Below are 14,192 nucleotides of genomic sequence, written 5' to 3' on the forward strand. Positions count from 1 at the left end.
CTTTACATATCTTCGTAACACGTAAAGTCGGACCCCGCCAGCGTTATGCGTCGAAGAGTTCGGACAGCCGTTCGGCGCGCGGGGTGAGCGACACCCGGACCTCCCGGCCGTGCCGTTCCCGGAGTACGAGCCCGGCGGCGGCGAGGCGTTCGCAGTGGTACGTGACCGCGCTCGGAGTGAGCCTGGTCAGAGTGGCCAGCTCCCCCATGGTGACCGGCCGGGACGCCGCCGTCAGCACCTGCGCGCGGACCGGCCCGAGCAGGAGTTCGAGGGCGTTGCCGCCCTCCTGCGCGGGTTCGCCTCGGAACAGCCGCCCCGCGCCCGGCAGCGGGTAGCCGAGCCACACCGCGTCCGCCCGGTCGAGGCTGCAGATCAGCGCGTCGCCGCCGGAGACCATCGGCACCAGCACCAGCCGGCGTCCGGCCAGGTCGAACCGGGCGGGCTCGGGGTCGCGGATCTTCAGCACGCCGTCCTCGAACCGGCTGCTCGGGTGGATTCCGCCGAGGATCACGTCGAGCCGGCCGCGCATCGCCGCCGCGCCCACGCGTGCGACCTCGCGGTCCAGCAGCGGGCGCGCCTCCCGCCACACCGGCCGCATCGCCGCCCAGACCTGACTCGTCGCGGAGGCGTACGCGCGCAGCCAGTGGCGGGGCTGCCGGGCGACCGTACGCCAGTGCGGGGGCGGCCCGGAGCGGCCGAAGACGCCGTCGAGGTCGGCGAGCAGCTCGTCGGGCGAGAGGTCCCGCAGCCGCTCGATCTGCTCGTCGACCGACGTCTCGAAGATGGGGCTGAGCGGGCTCACGCAGTCGGGCGTGACCGAGTGCCCCGGCGCCACGAGCGGCCACACCGCCTGGGCCTGCGCGGGCGAGACGGCCGAGCGGATGCGCCGCCGCCACGACTCGGGCGCGCCCCGCCGACGTCCGCCGAGGGCGTCGGTCGTGAGGGCCAGCACGGACAGGTACGGGTCCAGCGACACGCGTACCTTCGCGTCCGCGAGCCTTCCGACATGGAGTTCTGTCGCGTCCGGCCTGGTGACCTGCTGGGTGGATACAGTCATGTTGGCTCCCCCGTCGGTTGGACAGGTGGGACGCGGGCAGATGCCCTGAGGTTCCGTTAGGTCATTATTCTCCCAATCAGCGGCATTCGGTGTGTGCCTTATTCGCCGGTACCGGAGTTGCGGCGCGCCGCGTAGTAGACGGCGGCCATGTCCTCCTCGCCGTGGCCCAGCTCGACGGTGCGGCGGAACTGCTCGCGTACACCGTCGGCGATCCGCGGGTTCGCCCCGGCGGCGCGGCCGGCCGCCGCGACCAGGCTCGCGTCCTTGGCGGCGCCGCTCGCCGGGAAGGACGCCGGAAACTCCCGCCTGATGATCGCCTCGCCCTTGAGGTGCGCGTACGGCGTGTCCATCAGGCCGCCCTCGATCGCCTGAAGGAACAGACGCGGGTCCAGGCCGAACGCCTCCGCGAGCGCCACCGCCTCGCCGACCGCCGAGGTCAGGGCGAGGACCCAGCTGTTGGCGACGAGCTTGAGCCGGGACGCCTCGGTGCCCTCACCGATCCACATCGTGCGGGACCCGATCGCCTCGAAGATGCGGTCGACGCGCTCGTCGCGGGGGCCGGAGGCCAGCACCACCAGGGCGCCGTCCTCGGCGGGCTTGCGGGTGCCGAGCACGGGCGAGTCGACGTACGGGACGTCGCGTGAGCGGGCGAGCTCGGCCAGCCGGTCGGCGGCCTCGGCGCCGACGGTGCTCATCTGCACCCAGACCGCGTCCTCCTCCATCGCGGGCAGCACGCCCGCGATGACCTGCTCGACGGCGTCGCCGTCGTGCAGCATGGTCACGACCACGTCCGCGCCGTCGGCCGCCTCGGCGGCCTCGCCGCACACGACCGCGCCGGCGTCGGCGAGGGGCTCGGCCTTGGCGCGCGTACGGTTCCAGACCCGTACGCCCAGGCCGGCGCGCAGCAGGTTACGGGCGATGGGCTCGCCCATGATCCCGGTTCCCAGTACGGCAACGGTCAAATTGTCCATGAGATCACTTGTACCCCACCTTGGACCGGTGGCCTCGGTGGGGATGGGCGTCGCGCCGGGAGGCTTCCGGCGGGCGCGCCATGTAGTACTAGGCCGAGAGGCTCTCCGACAGGCGTCCGGCCGTGCGGCGCATGATCGGCACGACGTCGTCGATGACGTTGAGGGGCAGCCGACCCTGGGGGCCGGAGATCGAGATCGCGGCCAGGGTCGGCGTGCCGGTGAGGGGTACGGCGACGCAGCGCACGCCGATCTCCTGCTCCTCGTCGTCGAGGGCGTAGCCGCGCCGGCGGATCGTGGCCAGCTCCTTCAGCAGCGCCGCCGGGTCGGTGATGGTGTGCGGCGTGTGCGCGGGCAGGCCCGTACGGCCGATGATCTCGCCGGCCACCACGTCGGAGAGCTGGGCGAGCAGGGCCTTGCCGACGCCGGTGCAGTGAGGGTTCACGCGGCGGCCGACCTCGGTGAACATGCGCATCGAGTGCTTGGAGGGCACCTGCGCGACGTAGACCACCTCGTCGCCCTCGAGCACCGCCATGTTGGCCGTCTCGCCGACCTCGTCCACGAGCTGTGCCAACGAGGACTGCGCCCAGGACCCCAGCAGCCGCTCCGCCGTCTCGCCGAGGTGGATGAGGCGGGGTCCGAGGGCGTACCGCTTGGAGGGTTCCTGGCGGACGTATCCCCGGTTGACCAGCGTGCGCATCAGCCGGTAAATGGTCGGCATCGGCAGCCCGGAGGTCTCCGCCAGCTCGGTCAGGGCCAGGCGGCCGCCCGCGTCGGCGAGGTGTTCGAGCAGTTCGAACGCCCGCTCCAGCGAGCGCACGCCGGACGCCGCCCGCGCTCCCGTGTCATCCCCCGCCACCGGCTTCTCCTCTCCCGCTGACGGCATCCTACGAAAGGAACCTTTCATCAGGCGAAACAACAGGGAGAGTCCTGCAGGTTACAATGCGTGGTGACCCGGCTATAAGACGTAACGACTCGCCTTGCGGGCGCACACCTGCCCGTCCCCTCCAAGGCCGCCCGGCTCGACCCTGGGGGACGTCTCACCATGAAGGTGACATCCGGCGCGCTGCTCGCCACGACGATGAGCACGGCCGGCGCGATGATCGGCCCTGCGCTGCTCGATGGCGGCGCCGCGGTCGTGACGCCCACCGTTCACCTCGTGACCTCGGTCCAGGCCCTGGGCCCCGCGCCGGACGGGACCCGCTTCGCGGTGTCGGTGCGCCCGGTGGGCGGCACGGCGCACTCGGCGACGCTCGTGCTCAGCACGTTCGCCCCGGCCGCGTGGACGGCCGCGGCGCCGGGCTGCCTGTCCAGCGCCGACCGCACCGCCCTGGCCTGCGACCTGGGCGACCTGAGCCCGCAGCACTCCCGCACACTGCGCGTCGCCGCCCGGCCGGGACAGGGCGGTTCTGCCCAGGTGCCCGTCATCGCGCAGGCCGGCGCGGCGAACGCTCCGTCGGTCACCGCGTCGCTCGGCGTCACCCACCCCGCCGCGATGCGGGTGGTGCGCCCCGCCGCCCTGCGAGCCGCGCGTCCTGCCGCCCCGCAGGTGATACACCCTGTCGGCCTGCGGGTGGTGCACCCTTCCGCTCCGCGGGCGGCGCACCGCGTCAGGGAACCCGATCCGTCGCCCTCGTTCGCCACGGACGCTTCGCAGGAGCCGCAGGCGTCGCCGGACCCGGAGGCGTCCGCGGCCGACGTGTCGCCCGAGCCGTCGCCGTCCTTCTCCGCCGCCCCCTCCGTGCCCGTCTCGCCCTCCGTGCCCGTCTCGCCCGAGGTCCAGGTGCCGTGGTCGGCCGCGGCCGTCTCGCCTCGCCGCGTACGCCCGGCGCGCCCCGCACCCAGACCGGCGCCCCAGTCGGCGCACCCGTCGGCGCACCCGTCGACCGCTTCCGCCACGCCCTCGCCGGCGGCGCCGCACGCCGACGCGAAGCCGGGCGCGGGCGTGGGTGCGGCGCCGGGCGCGGGCGCGGCGGCCATCCCGCACGTTTCGGTGGGCCCGGAGGCTCCCGCGTCGCCTGCCGGGGTCCCGCCGGCGGCGGTCCCGCCGGTCGGCGGCCCGGCGCTGCCGCTGCCCACCCTTCCCGCACCGCAGCCGGCGACGCCCCGCACCGCGCCACGGCCCTCCCACAACGGCGTCTCCGAACTCGACACGCTCTCCCCGGCCGGAGCGATGCGGGCCGGACGCACGTCCTGGGCGACGCTGGTGGCCATCGCGGTGGTCACCGAGGCCGGGCTGCTCTGGCTCGTCGCGGGGCTGACGGTGATGCGCCGCCGCCGCGTCGGCGCCGTCTCCCGGCGGTCCCGCCGCCGGTCACTCCGGCCACTGCTGTCCCGCATCCGTCCGTGAAATGGCGATTCCCTGTGGCCGCCATGGTCACTAATCTTGCTGAATCGCACGATTCGTAGTCAGGGGAGCCGAACGATGGCTGACACGGGGTTGAACTGCCCGAAATGCTCAGGAAAGTGGGACACACACGACCGCAACGGCGTGGTGATCGAGGAGTGCGCGGGCTGCCAGGGGGTCTTCCTCGACCGTGGTGAGCTCGAGCGTCTCATCGACGCCGAGAGCGAGTACCTCGCCAAGCTCGACCCGATGAGCGAGGCGGACACGTCGTACCACGGCCGGCACCGCCGCGGCATCATTCACCAGGTCTTCACGCCGGCCGAGTGATCCGTGTGGAGGCGTTCGGCCTCCCACAGGTCACGGTAGGGCCCGGCCACAGCGGCCAGCGCGTCGTGGGGGCCGCGCTGAAGGACCCTGCCACGGTCGAGGACCACGACTTCGTCGGCCGCCTTCAGCGGAGCGAGGCGGTGCGTGACGAGGACGACCGTCCGCTCGTCACCGAGCATCTCGGTGACGAGCCGGTCGGCCGTCGGCAGGTCCAGCCCCTCCGCCGGCTCGTCCAGCAGCAGCACCGGCGGATCGGCGAGCAGGGCGCGGGCGAGCAGCAGCCGCTGACGCTGGCCGCCGGAGAGGAAATCGTTCGCCACGAGAGTGGCCCAGCCGTCCGGCAGTGAGGTGATCCAGCCGAGCAGCCCGGCACGGCGCGCGGCGTCCTCCAGCTCGGCGGCGGAGGCGCCGGGCCGCGCGAGCGCGACATTGGCCCGGATCGAGGCGGCGAACACATGCGCGTCCTGCGTCAGCCCGCGCACGGCCGCCCGGACGTCCGCCGCGTCGTAGGCGTCCAGCGGCGCACCGTCGAGCAGCACCGCTCCGCGGGCAGGCGTCTCTCCGGTGAGGACACCCAGCAGCGTGCTCTTCCCCGCCCCACTCGCCCCCACGATCGCCACCTTGCGCCCGAAGGGAACACGCAGGTCAACGCCGTCAAGCGCCACCGCCTCCCCGTACGCGACGCGCACACCGACGAGCTCGACCCCGGGCCGCGCGGGAACCGGTCGACGGCGAGCGCCGCGCCCGGAGAGCGTGGCAGGTTCCGGCGGCGCGGAGGCGAGTAGGGCGGTGACGCGGCGGGCGGCGGGACGCAGCTCGACGAACCGCCGCGCGGCGTCCGCCAGCGGCAGGACGGACTCCACCGCGACGAGCGCGGTCAGCGTGAGCACCGTGACCGGAACGGCGTCCGCGCCCTGGCGTCGCGCCACCCACAGCACGGCGAGCGCGGTCAGGCCCTGTACGGCGGCGCCCAGGGCGTTCACGGTCGCCTCGACCACCGCGGACCGGCGTTCGGCGCGCTCCAGCCGTGCGGCGGCCTCGTCCGCCCGGGCAACGAACCGCTCCGTCGCGTCGAACGCCGCCAGGTCGGTCGCGCCGCGCGCCACGTCCAGCCCGCGTACGGCCAGGTCGGAGCGGGCCGCGGCGACTCTCCGCGCACCCGCGCGGGACGCGAGGCCCGCCACGGCAGGCAGAGCCGCTCCGGCGAGGACGATCCCGGCGGCGAGCACCGCTCCGGCGGCCGGCAGCAGCACGACACTCAGCACGACCGCGGCGGACCCTACGGCCCAGGAGACCACCGTCGGCAGCAGACAGCGCAGCAGCAGGTCCTGCACGGACTCCACATCGGCGACCATCCGCTGGACGAGGTCCGCGTCCCGCCCACCGGGAGCCGTCTCGTTCAGCGACGGGTCGGCGGAGCGGCGTAGTGCCTCGTACGCGCGTACCCGCAGGTCGGCGAGGACGCGGAGGGCGGCGTCGTGGCCGGTGAGGCGCTCGACGTACCGCAGACCGCCGCGGAACAGGGCGAACGCCCGTACACCCACGATGGCGAGGGCCAGCGCGGACAGCGGCGGCTGCTGCCCGGCCCGTGCGATGAGCCAGGCGGCACTGGCGGTCAGCCCGAGCGCGGACAGCTCTCCGCCCACGCCGGCGGTCGCCGCCCAGACCAGCGCGGCGAGCCGTCTCCGACCGATCAGCTGGGCGATCATGCGGCCGCCTCGCGTGAGGTCAGGTGGACGACGCGGTCGGCGACCGACAGTAGAGCCGGGCGGTGTGCCACGAGCAGCGCGGTGCGCCCGTCGAGGAGGCGCCGTGCGGCCTCGGCGACGAGTGCCTCGCCGCGCAGGTCGAGCCGGGCCGTGGGTTCGTCCATCACGACGATCGGCGCGTCCATGAGATGGGCGCGGGCGATCGCGATGCGCTGCCGCTGCCCGGCGGACAGCCCGAGCCCGCGTTCGCCCAGCTCAGTGTCGTACCCGTCCGGTAGCGCCGCGACGAACTCGTGCGCGCACGCGGCCTCGGCGGCCCGGCGGACCTCGGCGTCGCTCGCGTCCGGGCGGCCGAGCCGGATGTTGTCGGCGACCGTCCCGGCGAACAGGTGCGGCGCCTGCGGCACGTACGCCACGTGCCGCCGCCACGCGGGCAGGTCGAGTTCGGCGAGGTCGACCCCGTCCACGAGGATCCGGCCGGACTCCAGAGGAGCGAAGCCGAGCACGGCCCGCAGAAGCGTGCTCTTGCCCGCGCCGCTCGGCCCGGTGAGTGCCACGCGCTCTCCGGGTTCCACGGTCAGCGAGAAACCGTCCAGCGCCGGCGCGCGGCCGTCCGCGTAACGCACGACGACGTCCTCGACCGCGATCCGCCCCGGCCGGACCCGTACGGCACCAGGTGAAGGGCCGTCCTCGGCGAGTGCCGCCTCGACCTGGCCGAGCACCGCGCGTCCCTCGGCGGCGGCGTGGAAACGGGTGCCGAGCGACCGCAGCGGCAGGTACGCCTCGGGCGCGAGCAGCAGCACGAGCAACGCCGTCCGCAGGTGCAGCGAACCGTCGAGGAGACGCAGCCCGGCGGGCACCGCGACGAGGGCGACCGACAGCGTGGCGGCGGTCTCCAGCACGAACGAGGACAAAAACGCGATCCGCAGCGTCCGCATGGTCGCCCTCCGGTGGCCGTCGGCCATCGCGCGTACCACCTCGGCCTGCGCCCGGTCCCTGCCGTACGTGCGCAGGGTCCCCAGTCCGGTCACGACGTCGAGGAAGTGCCCGCCGAGCCGGTGCAGGAGGTCCCACTGCCGGTCGGTCGCCTGCCGCGTGTGCAGGCCGACGAGCGCGCCGAAGACCGGGATCAGCGGCAGCGTCACCGCCACGATCAGCGCCGACGCCGGGTCCGCGACCACCAGCCGCAGGAGCACGGCGAGGGGCACCACCGCGGCGGCGTATCGCTGGGGCAGGTAGCCGGCGTAGTACGGGTCCAGGGCGTCCAGGCCACGGCCGAGCAGCGTGACGTCGGCGCCCCGCGACAGGAGCCGCCCGCGCAGCGCGCGTTTGCGCCGGGCGGCGGTCCACCCGCACACCGTGCCCTGGCCGAGCGTGAGCGCGGCGCGTCCGGCGACGACCGCGGCGAGCGGCAGCAGCAGGGCGCTCCCGGCCAGGACCCGGGACAGCAGGTCGGCCTGGGCCACCACGAGGAGACCCTGGGCGAGCGCGAGCAGCACGTACGTCACAGGTACGACGGTCCGTCGACCCGGCCGCGGAACGTCCACCACACCCACGCCTGCGCGGCGACCAGCAGGGGAAGCATGACCCCCGCCACGGTCGCGGTCAGCCCGGCGCCTTCGGCGACGGTGGCGTCCGGCAGGTTCACCGCCGCGAGCAGCGGCACGACGACGATGGCGAGCCCGGAGGACACCAGCGCCGCGCCGTATCGCCCGGCCCCCAGCGCGGCCCACGCCAGCACCAGCAGCAGGGCGAGCCCGGCCGCGTACGGTGCGGTGCGCCCGAGGTGGCCGGCCCCGGCGCCGAGCGCGCAGGGCACCCCGGCCACCAGCGCGACCGGCGCGATGCGGCGGGCGAGCGGCGTGCGGGTGCCGAGCCGCAGCGCCGCGAAGACCGCCCCGTGCAGCGCGAACAGGCCGCACGACGTCACCGCGAACAGCGGCGCGCCGCCGCCCATGAGCAGCCCCACGGCGACGCCCCACGACGCGGCCACCGCCCAGCTTCCCGCCACGGTCGCCCCGTCCCAGAACGCGCGCCAGGCCGCGCCGTCGTCCCGGCCGCGCAGCCACAGGCCCATGTCGCGGACGATCCAGCCCGCGACCAGCACGACGAGCGCGCCCCAGACCCGGCCGAACACCTCGGCCTCCAGGCTTGGGAACAGCGCGGTCAGCAGGCCGCCCGTGGCGACCAGCCACACCTCGTTGCCGAGGAAGAACGGTGCGATCGCGGCGAGCGTCAGCCGCCGGTCACGGCCGAGGAAGGGCAGCAGCATGCCGACGCCGATGTCGGCGCCGCCCAGCACGAAGTAGCCGATGCCGAAGAAGCCGAGCAGCGCGTACGCGAAGGTGTCCACGGAAACAGCTCCGAAGTCTCAGAAGGAGGGAACGGGCTCGAGGCCCTCGGCCGGCGCGGGGGCGCCCAGCGTGACCGCGTCGGGTCCGCGCCGGGCGAACCGCCGCAGCAGGACGATGTTCACGACCGCCAGGACGGCGAACAGCGCGCTGACGCCGACCGTCGTGGCCAGCATCGCGCCGTGCCCCATCGGCCGTACGGCGTCCTCGGTGCGCAGCACTCCCCGGATCAGCCACGGCTGCCGGGCACCCTCGCGGTAGATCCAGCCGGCCATCATCGCGACGTACGGCACCGGCAGGGTCATCATCACCGCGCGCAGGAACGCCCGCCCGCGCAGCAGCCACCCGGTGAACGGCAGCTTGACCAGCGCCGCGACCGCGACCCAGAACATCCACAGCCAGGCCGTCATCATCAGCTCGCTGGCGACCCCGCTGAGCACGGACTTGTCCTCCGACCCCGGCACGATGGAGAACTGCAGGCCCCCGAACACGGCCGACGGCACCACGGCGACGACGGCGGAGACGAGCCCGATCCGCAGCGAGCGCCGGAAGAACTCCAGGTCCACCGGCGCGCCGAGACCGGCGCGCCGCAGGTGCCAGGCGCTGACCCCGGCCATGAAGAACCCGGCGACCAGGAACGCCCCGGCGGCGATGTGCGCGAGCGGCAGCAGCGCGGCCGGGTTGGTGAACAGGTCGACCGCGCTCTCGACGCGCAGCTCGCCGCCCACGCGGAGGAAGCCGACGGGATGCCGCAGGAAGCCGTTCGCGACCAGGATGAAGTACGCGGAGATGTACGCGGTGAGCGTCACGCCCCAGAACACCGCGAGGTGCGCGTAGCGGTTCAGCCGGTCCCAGCCGAAGATCCACAGGCCGAGGAACGTGGCCTCGACGAAGAACGCGACGAGCGTCTCCAGCGCGAGCGGCGCTCCGAACACGTCCTGCGCGTGATCGGTCAGACCCGGCCAGTTCAGCCCGAACTGGAACTCCATGAGCAGCCCGGTCACGATCCCGATCGCGTAGTTGATCACATAGAGCTGGCCCCAGTAGCGCACCATCCGCAGCCGCACCGTGTCGCCCGTGACGACCGCCCGCGTCTGCATGATCGCGACGAGCGCGGCGAGCCCGAGCGTCAGCGAGACGAACAGGAAGTGCGTGCCCGCCGTGATCGCGAACAGCAGCCGGGCGAGCGACAGTGTGCTCAACGGAAGCCCTCCAGGTCGTGTGCGGCCAGCCGATACCGGCCGGTCTCACTCAACCCGAGGGACCCCCGCACGCGCGTCCTGCTGCGCGCTACATGGTGCGTACATCCGGAGATGCATCCAAGGTGGCGGCGTACATCGCGGAATGTACGAGCCGTTCAGCCGAGCCAGCCGGGCCGTACCATCCCCGACTCGTAGGCGAGGACGACGAGCTGGGCACGGTCGCGGGCGCCGAGCTTGGTCAGTACGCGGCTGACGTGCGTCTTCGCCGTGGCCGGGCTGACCACGAGGCGGGCGGCGATCTCGTCGTTGGACAGGCCGCCGGCGACCAGTGTCATGACCTCGCGCTCGCGTTCGGTGAGCTGTTCGAGATCGCGTGAGGGCGGCGGAAGCTTGATGCGGGTGGCGAACTCGGCGATGAGGCGCCGGGTCACCGAGGGGGCGAGCAGCGCGTCGCCGCGCGCCGTGACGCGCACTCCGTGGATCAGTTCGACCGGGTCGGTGTCCTTGACGAGGAAGCCGCTGGCCCCGGCCTTGAGCGCGGTGTAGACGTAGTCGTCCAGGTCGAAGGTGGTCAGGATCACGACCCGCACGTCGGACAGCCGCGCGTTCGCGGCGATCCGCCGCGTGGCCTCCAGCCCGTCGAGCACCGGCATCCGGACGTCCATGAGGACGACGTCCGGCCGTACCCGCTCGGCGAGCCGCACCGCCTCCGCGCCGTCACCCGCCTCGGCGACCACGGTGATGTCGTCCTCGCCGTCGAGGATCGAGCGGAAGCCGGCCCGTACGAGCTTCTGGTCGTCGGCCAGCATGACCCGGATCGGGGAGCCCACGTCGGTCATGATCACATCGTCTCGGTCAGGGGAAGCGAGGCGCGTACGAGAAAGCCGCCGCCGGGGCGCGGACCCGCGGCCAGCGTGCCGCCCAGCGTAGCCGCCCGCTCCCGCATGCCCCGGATCCCGTTGCCCTCGGCCTCGCCGGCGCCCGTGCCGTCGTCGCAGACCTCGACCACCACCTGGTCGGGCCGGTAGCGCACGAGCACGGTCGCGGTCGCCTCGCCCGCGTGCCGTACGGCGTTGGTGAGGGCCTCCTGCACGATGCGGTAGGCCGCCAGGTCGACCGGTGCGGGCAGGTCTCGCCGGTCGCCGGAGACGACGAGCCGCACCGACAGCCCGGCGTCCTCGGTCTGGGAGATCAGGTCGTCGATCCGGCCGAGCGAGGGCGCGGGGCTGAGCGGTTGCACCTCGTCGACCTGCCGCAGCACGCCGAGCGTGGTGCGCAGCTCCCGCAGCGTCTGCTTGCTGGCGTCCTTGATCGCGCCCAGGGCGTCGTACGCCTGTTCGGGGTCGCGGCGGTGGAGCGCCGCGCTGGCCTGCACGTTGATCAGCGAGATCTGGTGGGCGAGCACGTCGTGCACCTCGCGGGCGATGCGCAGCCGCTCCTCGGTGGCACGCCGCCGGAACTCCTCCTCGCGCGTGCGCTCCGCCTCGTCCTTGCGCTGCCGGGCCTCGATGACGTACGCGCGGTGGTAGCGGAACACCTCGCCCGCGCACAGCACCACGAGCACCCAGGCCAGCACGCTGATGAGCCGCCCGATGTGGGGCGGGCCGAAGGCGAACTCCGCCGAGCCGAACACCGCCAGCCCGGCGGCCGTACCGAGGTAGCCGGCGAGCCGGTGCCCTTCCGCCACCGCGAGGAACGACGCGACCGCGAAGGTGAGCATCTCCGGCCCGTCGGGGAACGGCCCGATGTAGTAGAAGGCCGTCGAGAGCCCCGCCAGGGTGACGGCGAACAGGGGGAACCGGCGCCGTACGGTGAGCGCGGCGACCCCCACGACGACCATCGCGTACGCCTTGATGTCACCGGTGTGGAAGCCGTGCGTGTAGAAGACGGTGCCGGCCAGCACCACCGCTCCGACGACCGCCGCGAGCACCAGATCACTGCGACGTACGAACCTGTCCACGCCGAAAAGGTACGCGACCGGGACGACGGCTCCGAGGCGCGTGGTCGGACAATTGCGTATTTGCGCAGGTCATCCGGGTATTACTGGATGAGGGGACCGATAACCGAGGACGGTCGAGCGGCCGTCGGATCTGGAGATCGGTATGGCTGCTAGACCGCTCAACGAGGCGGCCCGGGGGCTCGACGAACGGTTCGGCCTGGCCGGATTCCTAAAGAAAGCGGCGAGGAAGGTCTTTCCCGACCACTGGAGCTTCCTGCTGGGCGAGGCCGCGATGTACTCCTTCGTGATCATCGTCCTGACCGGGATCTTCCTGACGCTCTTCTTCAAGCCCAGCATGAACGAAGTCGTCTACCACGGTTCGTACGTGCCGCTCCGCGGCGTCCGGATGAGCGAGGCGTACGAGTCGACGCTGCAGATCAGCTTCGACGTGCGCGGCGGTCTCCTCGTACGGCAACTCCACCACTGGGCGACGATCGTGTTCCTGAGCGCGATCATCGCGCACATGCTGCGGAACTTCTTCACCGGCGCCTTCCGCAAGCCGCGCGAGCTGAACTGGGTGATCGGCGTCATCCTGTTCCTGCTGGTCATGATCAACGGCCTGTTCGGCTACTCGCTCCCGGACGACCTGCTGTCCGGCACCGGCCTGCGGATCCTCGAGGGCGTGCTGCTGGCGATCCCGATCGTCGGGTCCTACCTGACGCTGTTCCTGTTCGACGGGACGTTCCCCGGCGACGCGATCATTCCCCGGCTGTTCACGGTCCACATTCTGCTGATCCCGCTCATCCTGCTCGCCCTGATTCCGCTGCACGCCGTCGTCCTCACCTGGCGGCAGACCCACACCCAGTTCCCCGCCAGGGGCCGTACGAACCGCGTCGTGGAGGGCAAGCCGTTCTGGCCGTCGTTCATCATCAAGACGCTGGCGTACCAGCTGTGGGTGTTCTTCGTGATCGCCCTGCTCTCGGTGGCCTTCCAGGTCAACCCGATCTGGCTGTTCGGCCCGTACAACCCGGGCGCCATCAGCGCCGGCTCCCAGCCCGACTGGTACATGGGCTGGCTGGAGGGGTCGCTGCGGCTCATGCCGAGGTGGGAGATCGACGCCTTCGGCCACACGGTGCCGATGAACGTCCTGATCCCCGCGCTGTTCATCCCGGGACTGCTGTTCACGGCGCTCGCCGTGTACCCGTTCCTCGAACGCTGGGCGCTCGGCGACTACGAGATCCACCACCTGCTCGACCGGCCGCGCGACATGCCCGTGCGTACGGGCATCGGCATGGCGGGCGTGACGTTCTACGGCCTGCTGTGGATGGCCGGCGCCAACGACATCATCGCCAAGACGTTCTACGTCCCGCTGTACGGTACGACGTGGTTCTTCCGGGTCGGGGTGTTCGTCGGGCCCGTCCTCGCGTTCGTGATCTCCCGCCGGATCGCGCTGGGCCTCCAGCGCCGCGAGGTCGCGATGCTGCAGCACGGCGTCGAGTCCGGCAAGATCTTCCGCCGGCCCTCCGGCGAGTACGAGGAGCCCGACCATCCGCTCGACCCGGAGGCGGAGGCGGTCATCCGCGGCCGCCGCGTGCCCCGCAGGCTGCCCGAACCGCGACCGGACCAGGCCGGCGTCGAGCCGAAGGAGGCCCGCCGCCCGTCGGCCCGGCTCCGCCGCCGCCTCAACCGCCTCTACACCGAGGACGTCGTCCCGCTGCCGAACGGCGAACACGAGGAACGCCCGGCCATCGAAGAACCGAAGGGACCGGCCCACTGACGTCCGAAGAGACGAGCAACCAGATGATGACGTGGCGCGTCCTTAGGATGTGGGGCGCACGCGTTCCGGACCAAGCCGGCGTACGTTGGTGAACTGGACGGTTACGTCGCTGATACTCGTCGCCGTGGCGATGTCGGGTGCCCTTGTCGAGGGATGGCTGTCGCGGGGCCTCGTCGAGGCACGGGCGACAATCCTCGAGAACCACCACAAGGGCCGCGGAGGTTATCTCCTCGTCTCCTTCACCGGTCCCTCGGAGGAGAACATACGGGCCAGAGCGGACGTGTACGGGTGGCCCTCCGCGACCGACCCCGGAGACACGATCATGGTCCGGTATTCCCCCGGCGATCCGGCCGGCACGGTCATCCTCAAGCCCTCGGTCCCAGACATCGCCGCTCTCGTGCTGATAGGCGCAGGCGCCGTGGTGAAGTTGCTGATCACGTGTGGCGTGTGGTCCACCTGGTTCGTACGCCGACCGCGACGCAACACGGCTGCCCCAGGTGGGCCGTAGGAAACCC

General features: G+C 72.7%; 13 protein-coding genes. 4 read left to right on the top strand and 9 right to left on the bottom strand.

Features of this window, described 5'->3' with window-relative positions; all coding sequences use genetic code 11:
* Positions 1 to 43 precede the first annotated feature (43 nt).
* The 3 genes from ABEA10_RS31685 to ABEA10_RS31695 all read right to left on the bottom strand — a co-directional run bounded on the left by ABEA10_RS31685 (position 44) and on the right by ABEA10_RS31695 (position 2,845).
* Entirely contained in the window at positions 44 to 1,057 is a 1,014-nt protein-coding gene (locus ABEA10_RS31685; RefSeq protein WP_345470176.1) for a winged helix-turn-helix domain-containing protein, read from the bottom strand.
* A 98-nt stretch (positions 1,058 to 1,155) separates the two neighbouring features.
* Positions 1,156 to 2,028, bottom strand: a complete 873-nt coding sequence (locus ABEA10_RS31690) for an NAD(P)-dependent oxidoreductase (protein WP_345470178.1) — start codon at positions 2,026 to 2,028, stop codon at positions 1,156 to 1,158.
* A gap of 88 nt (positions 2,029 to 2,116) precedes the next feature.
* Entirely contained in the window at positions 2,117 to 2,845 is a 729-nt protein-coding gene (locus ABEA10_RS31695) for an IclR family transcriptional regulator (RefSeq protein ID WP_425550987.1), read from the bottom strand.
* Positions 2,846 to 3,070: 225 nt separating this feature from the next.
* On the opposite strand from ABEA10_RS31695, the gene ABEA10_RS31700 reads away from it, so the two are divergent.
* A complete protein-coding gene (locus ABEA10_RS31700) occupies positions 3,071 to 4,375 on the top strand; it encodes a hypothetical protein (RefSeq protein ID WP_345470180.1) in 1,305 nt (434 codons plus the stop codon).
* 75 nt (positions 4,376 to 4,450) lie between these two features.
* Positions 4,451 to 4,699, top strand: coding sequence for a TFIIB-type zinc ribbon-containing protein (locus ABEA10_RS31705; RefSeq protein WP_345470181.1), 249 nt, complete (start codon positions 4,451 to 4,453; stop codon positions 4,697 to 4,699).
* Here the strand turns inward: ABEA10_RS31705 and cydC are convergent.
* The 6 genes from cydC to ABEA10_RS31735 all read right to left on the bottom strand — a co-directional run bounded on the left by cydC (position 4,672) and on the right by ABEA10_RS31735 (position 11,921).
* Positions 4,672 to 6,408 carry a thiol reductant ABC exporter subunit CydC gene (cydC, locus tag ABEA10_RS31710; RefSeq protein WP_345470182.1) on the bottom strand — a complete coding sequence of 579 codons (1,737 nt, stop codon included), beginning with the start codon at positions 6,406 to 6,408 and terminating at the stop codon, positions 4,672 to 4,674. The genes ABEA10_RS31705 and cydC overlap by 28 nt on opposite strands.
* Entirely contained in the window at positions 6,405 to 7,916 is a 1,512-nt protein-coding gene (cydD, locus tag ABEA10_RS31715; protein WP_345470183.1) for a thiol reductant ABC exporter subunit CydD, read from the bottom strand. The genes cydC and cydD overlap by 4 nt, the downstream gene beginning before the upstream one ends.
* Entirely contained in the window at positions 7,913 to 8,761 is an 849-nt protein-coding gene (locus tag ABEA10_RS31720) for a cytochrome d ubiquinol oxidase subunit II (RefSeq protein ID WP_345470184.1), read from the bottom strand. The genes cydD and ABEA10_RS31720 overlap by 4 nt, the downstream gene beginning before the upstream one ends.
* 18 nt (positions 8,762 to 8,779) lie before the next feature.
* Entirely contained in the window at positions 8,780 to 9,961 is a 1,182-nt protein-coding gene (locus ABEA10_RS31725; protein WP_345470186.1) for a cytochrome ubiquinol oxidase subunit I, read from the bottom strand.
* Positions 9,962 to 10,116: 155 nt separating this feature from the next.
* On the bottom strand, positions 10,117 to 10,800 hold the full coding sequence (locus ABEA10_RS31730; protein ID WP_345470188.1) for a response regulator: 684 nt from the start codon (positions 10,798 to 10,800) through the stop codon (positions 10,117 to 10,119).
* Positions 10,801 to 10,802: 2 nt separating this feature from the next.
* Positions 10,803 to 11,921: a sensor histidine kinase gene (locus ABEA10_RS31735; protein ID WP_345470190.1), complete on the bottom strand. Its 1,119-nt coding sequence runs from the start codon at positions 11,919 to 11,921 to the stop codon at positions 10,803 to 10,805.
* A gap of 142 nt (positions 11,922 to 12,063) precedes the next feature.
* Here ABEA10_RS31735 and qcrB point away from each other — a divergent pair, with 142 nt between their 5' ends.
* The gene (qcrB, locus tag ABEA10_RS31740; protein WP_345470192.1) at positions 12,064 to 13,677 is read left to right on the top strand and encodes a cytochrome bc1 complex cytochrome b subunit; all 1,614 of its coding nucleotides are present in this window, start codon (positions 12,064 to 12,066) and stop codon (positions 13,675 to 13,677) included.
* An 85-nt stretch (positions 13,678 to 13,762) separates the two neighbouring features.
* The gene (locus ABEA10_RS31745; RefSeq protein ID WP_425550985.1) at positions 13,763 to 14,185 is read left to right on the top strand and encodes a DUF3592 domain-containing protein; all 423 of its coding nucleotides are present in this window, start codon (positions 13,763 to 13,765) and stop codon (positions 14,183 to 14,185) included.
* The last annotated feature ends 7 nt before the right edge of the window (positions 14,186 to 14,192 follow it).

It is taken from the genome of Actinoallomurus oryzae, assembly GCF_039541955.1.
Taxonomy (GTDB): Bacteria; Actinomycetota; Actinomycetes; order Streptosporangiales; family Streptosporangiaceae; genus Actinoallomurus; species Actinoallomurus oryzae.

Bases quoted from the DNA above. Each gene is read 5' to 3' on its own strand.
- ABEA10_RS31685 (WP_345470176.1), bottom strand. From the start codon at position 1,057: ATGACTGTATCCACCCAGCAGGTCACCAGGCCGGACGCGACAGAACTC.
- ABEA10_RS31690 (WP_345470178.1), bottom strand. From the start codon at position 2,028: ATGGACAATTTGACCGTTGCCGTACTGGGAACCGGGATCATGGGCGAG.
- ABEA10_RS31700 (WP_345470180.1), top strand. From the start codon at position 3,071: ATGAAGGTGACATCCGGCGCGCTGCTCGCCACGACGATGAGCACGGCC.
- ABEA10_RS31705 (WP_345470181.1), top strand. From the start codon at position 4,451: ATGGCTGACACGGGGTTGAACTGCCCGAAATGCTCAGGAAAGTGGGAC.
- cydC (WP_345470182.1), bottom strand. From the start codon at position 6,408: ATGATCGCCCAGCTGATCGGTCGGAGACGGCTCGCCGCGCTGGTCTGG.
- ABEA10_RS31730 (WP_345470188.1), bottom strand. From the start codon at position 10,800: ATGACCGACGTGGGCTCCCCGATCCGGGTCATGCTGGCCGACGACCAG.
- qcrB (WP_345470192.1), top strand. From the start codon at position 12,064: ATGGCTGCTAGACCGCTCAACGAGGCGGCCCGGGGGCTCGACGAACGG.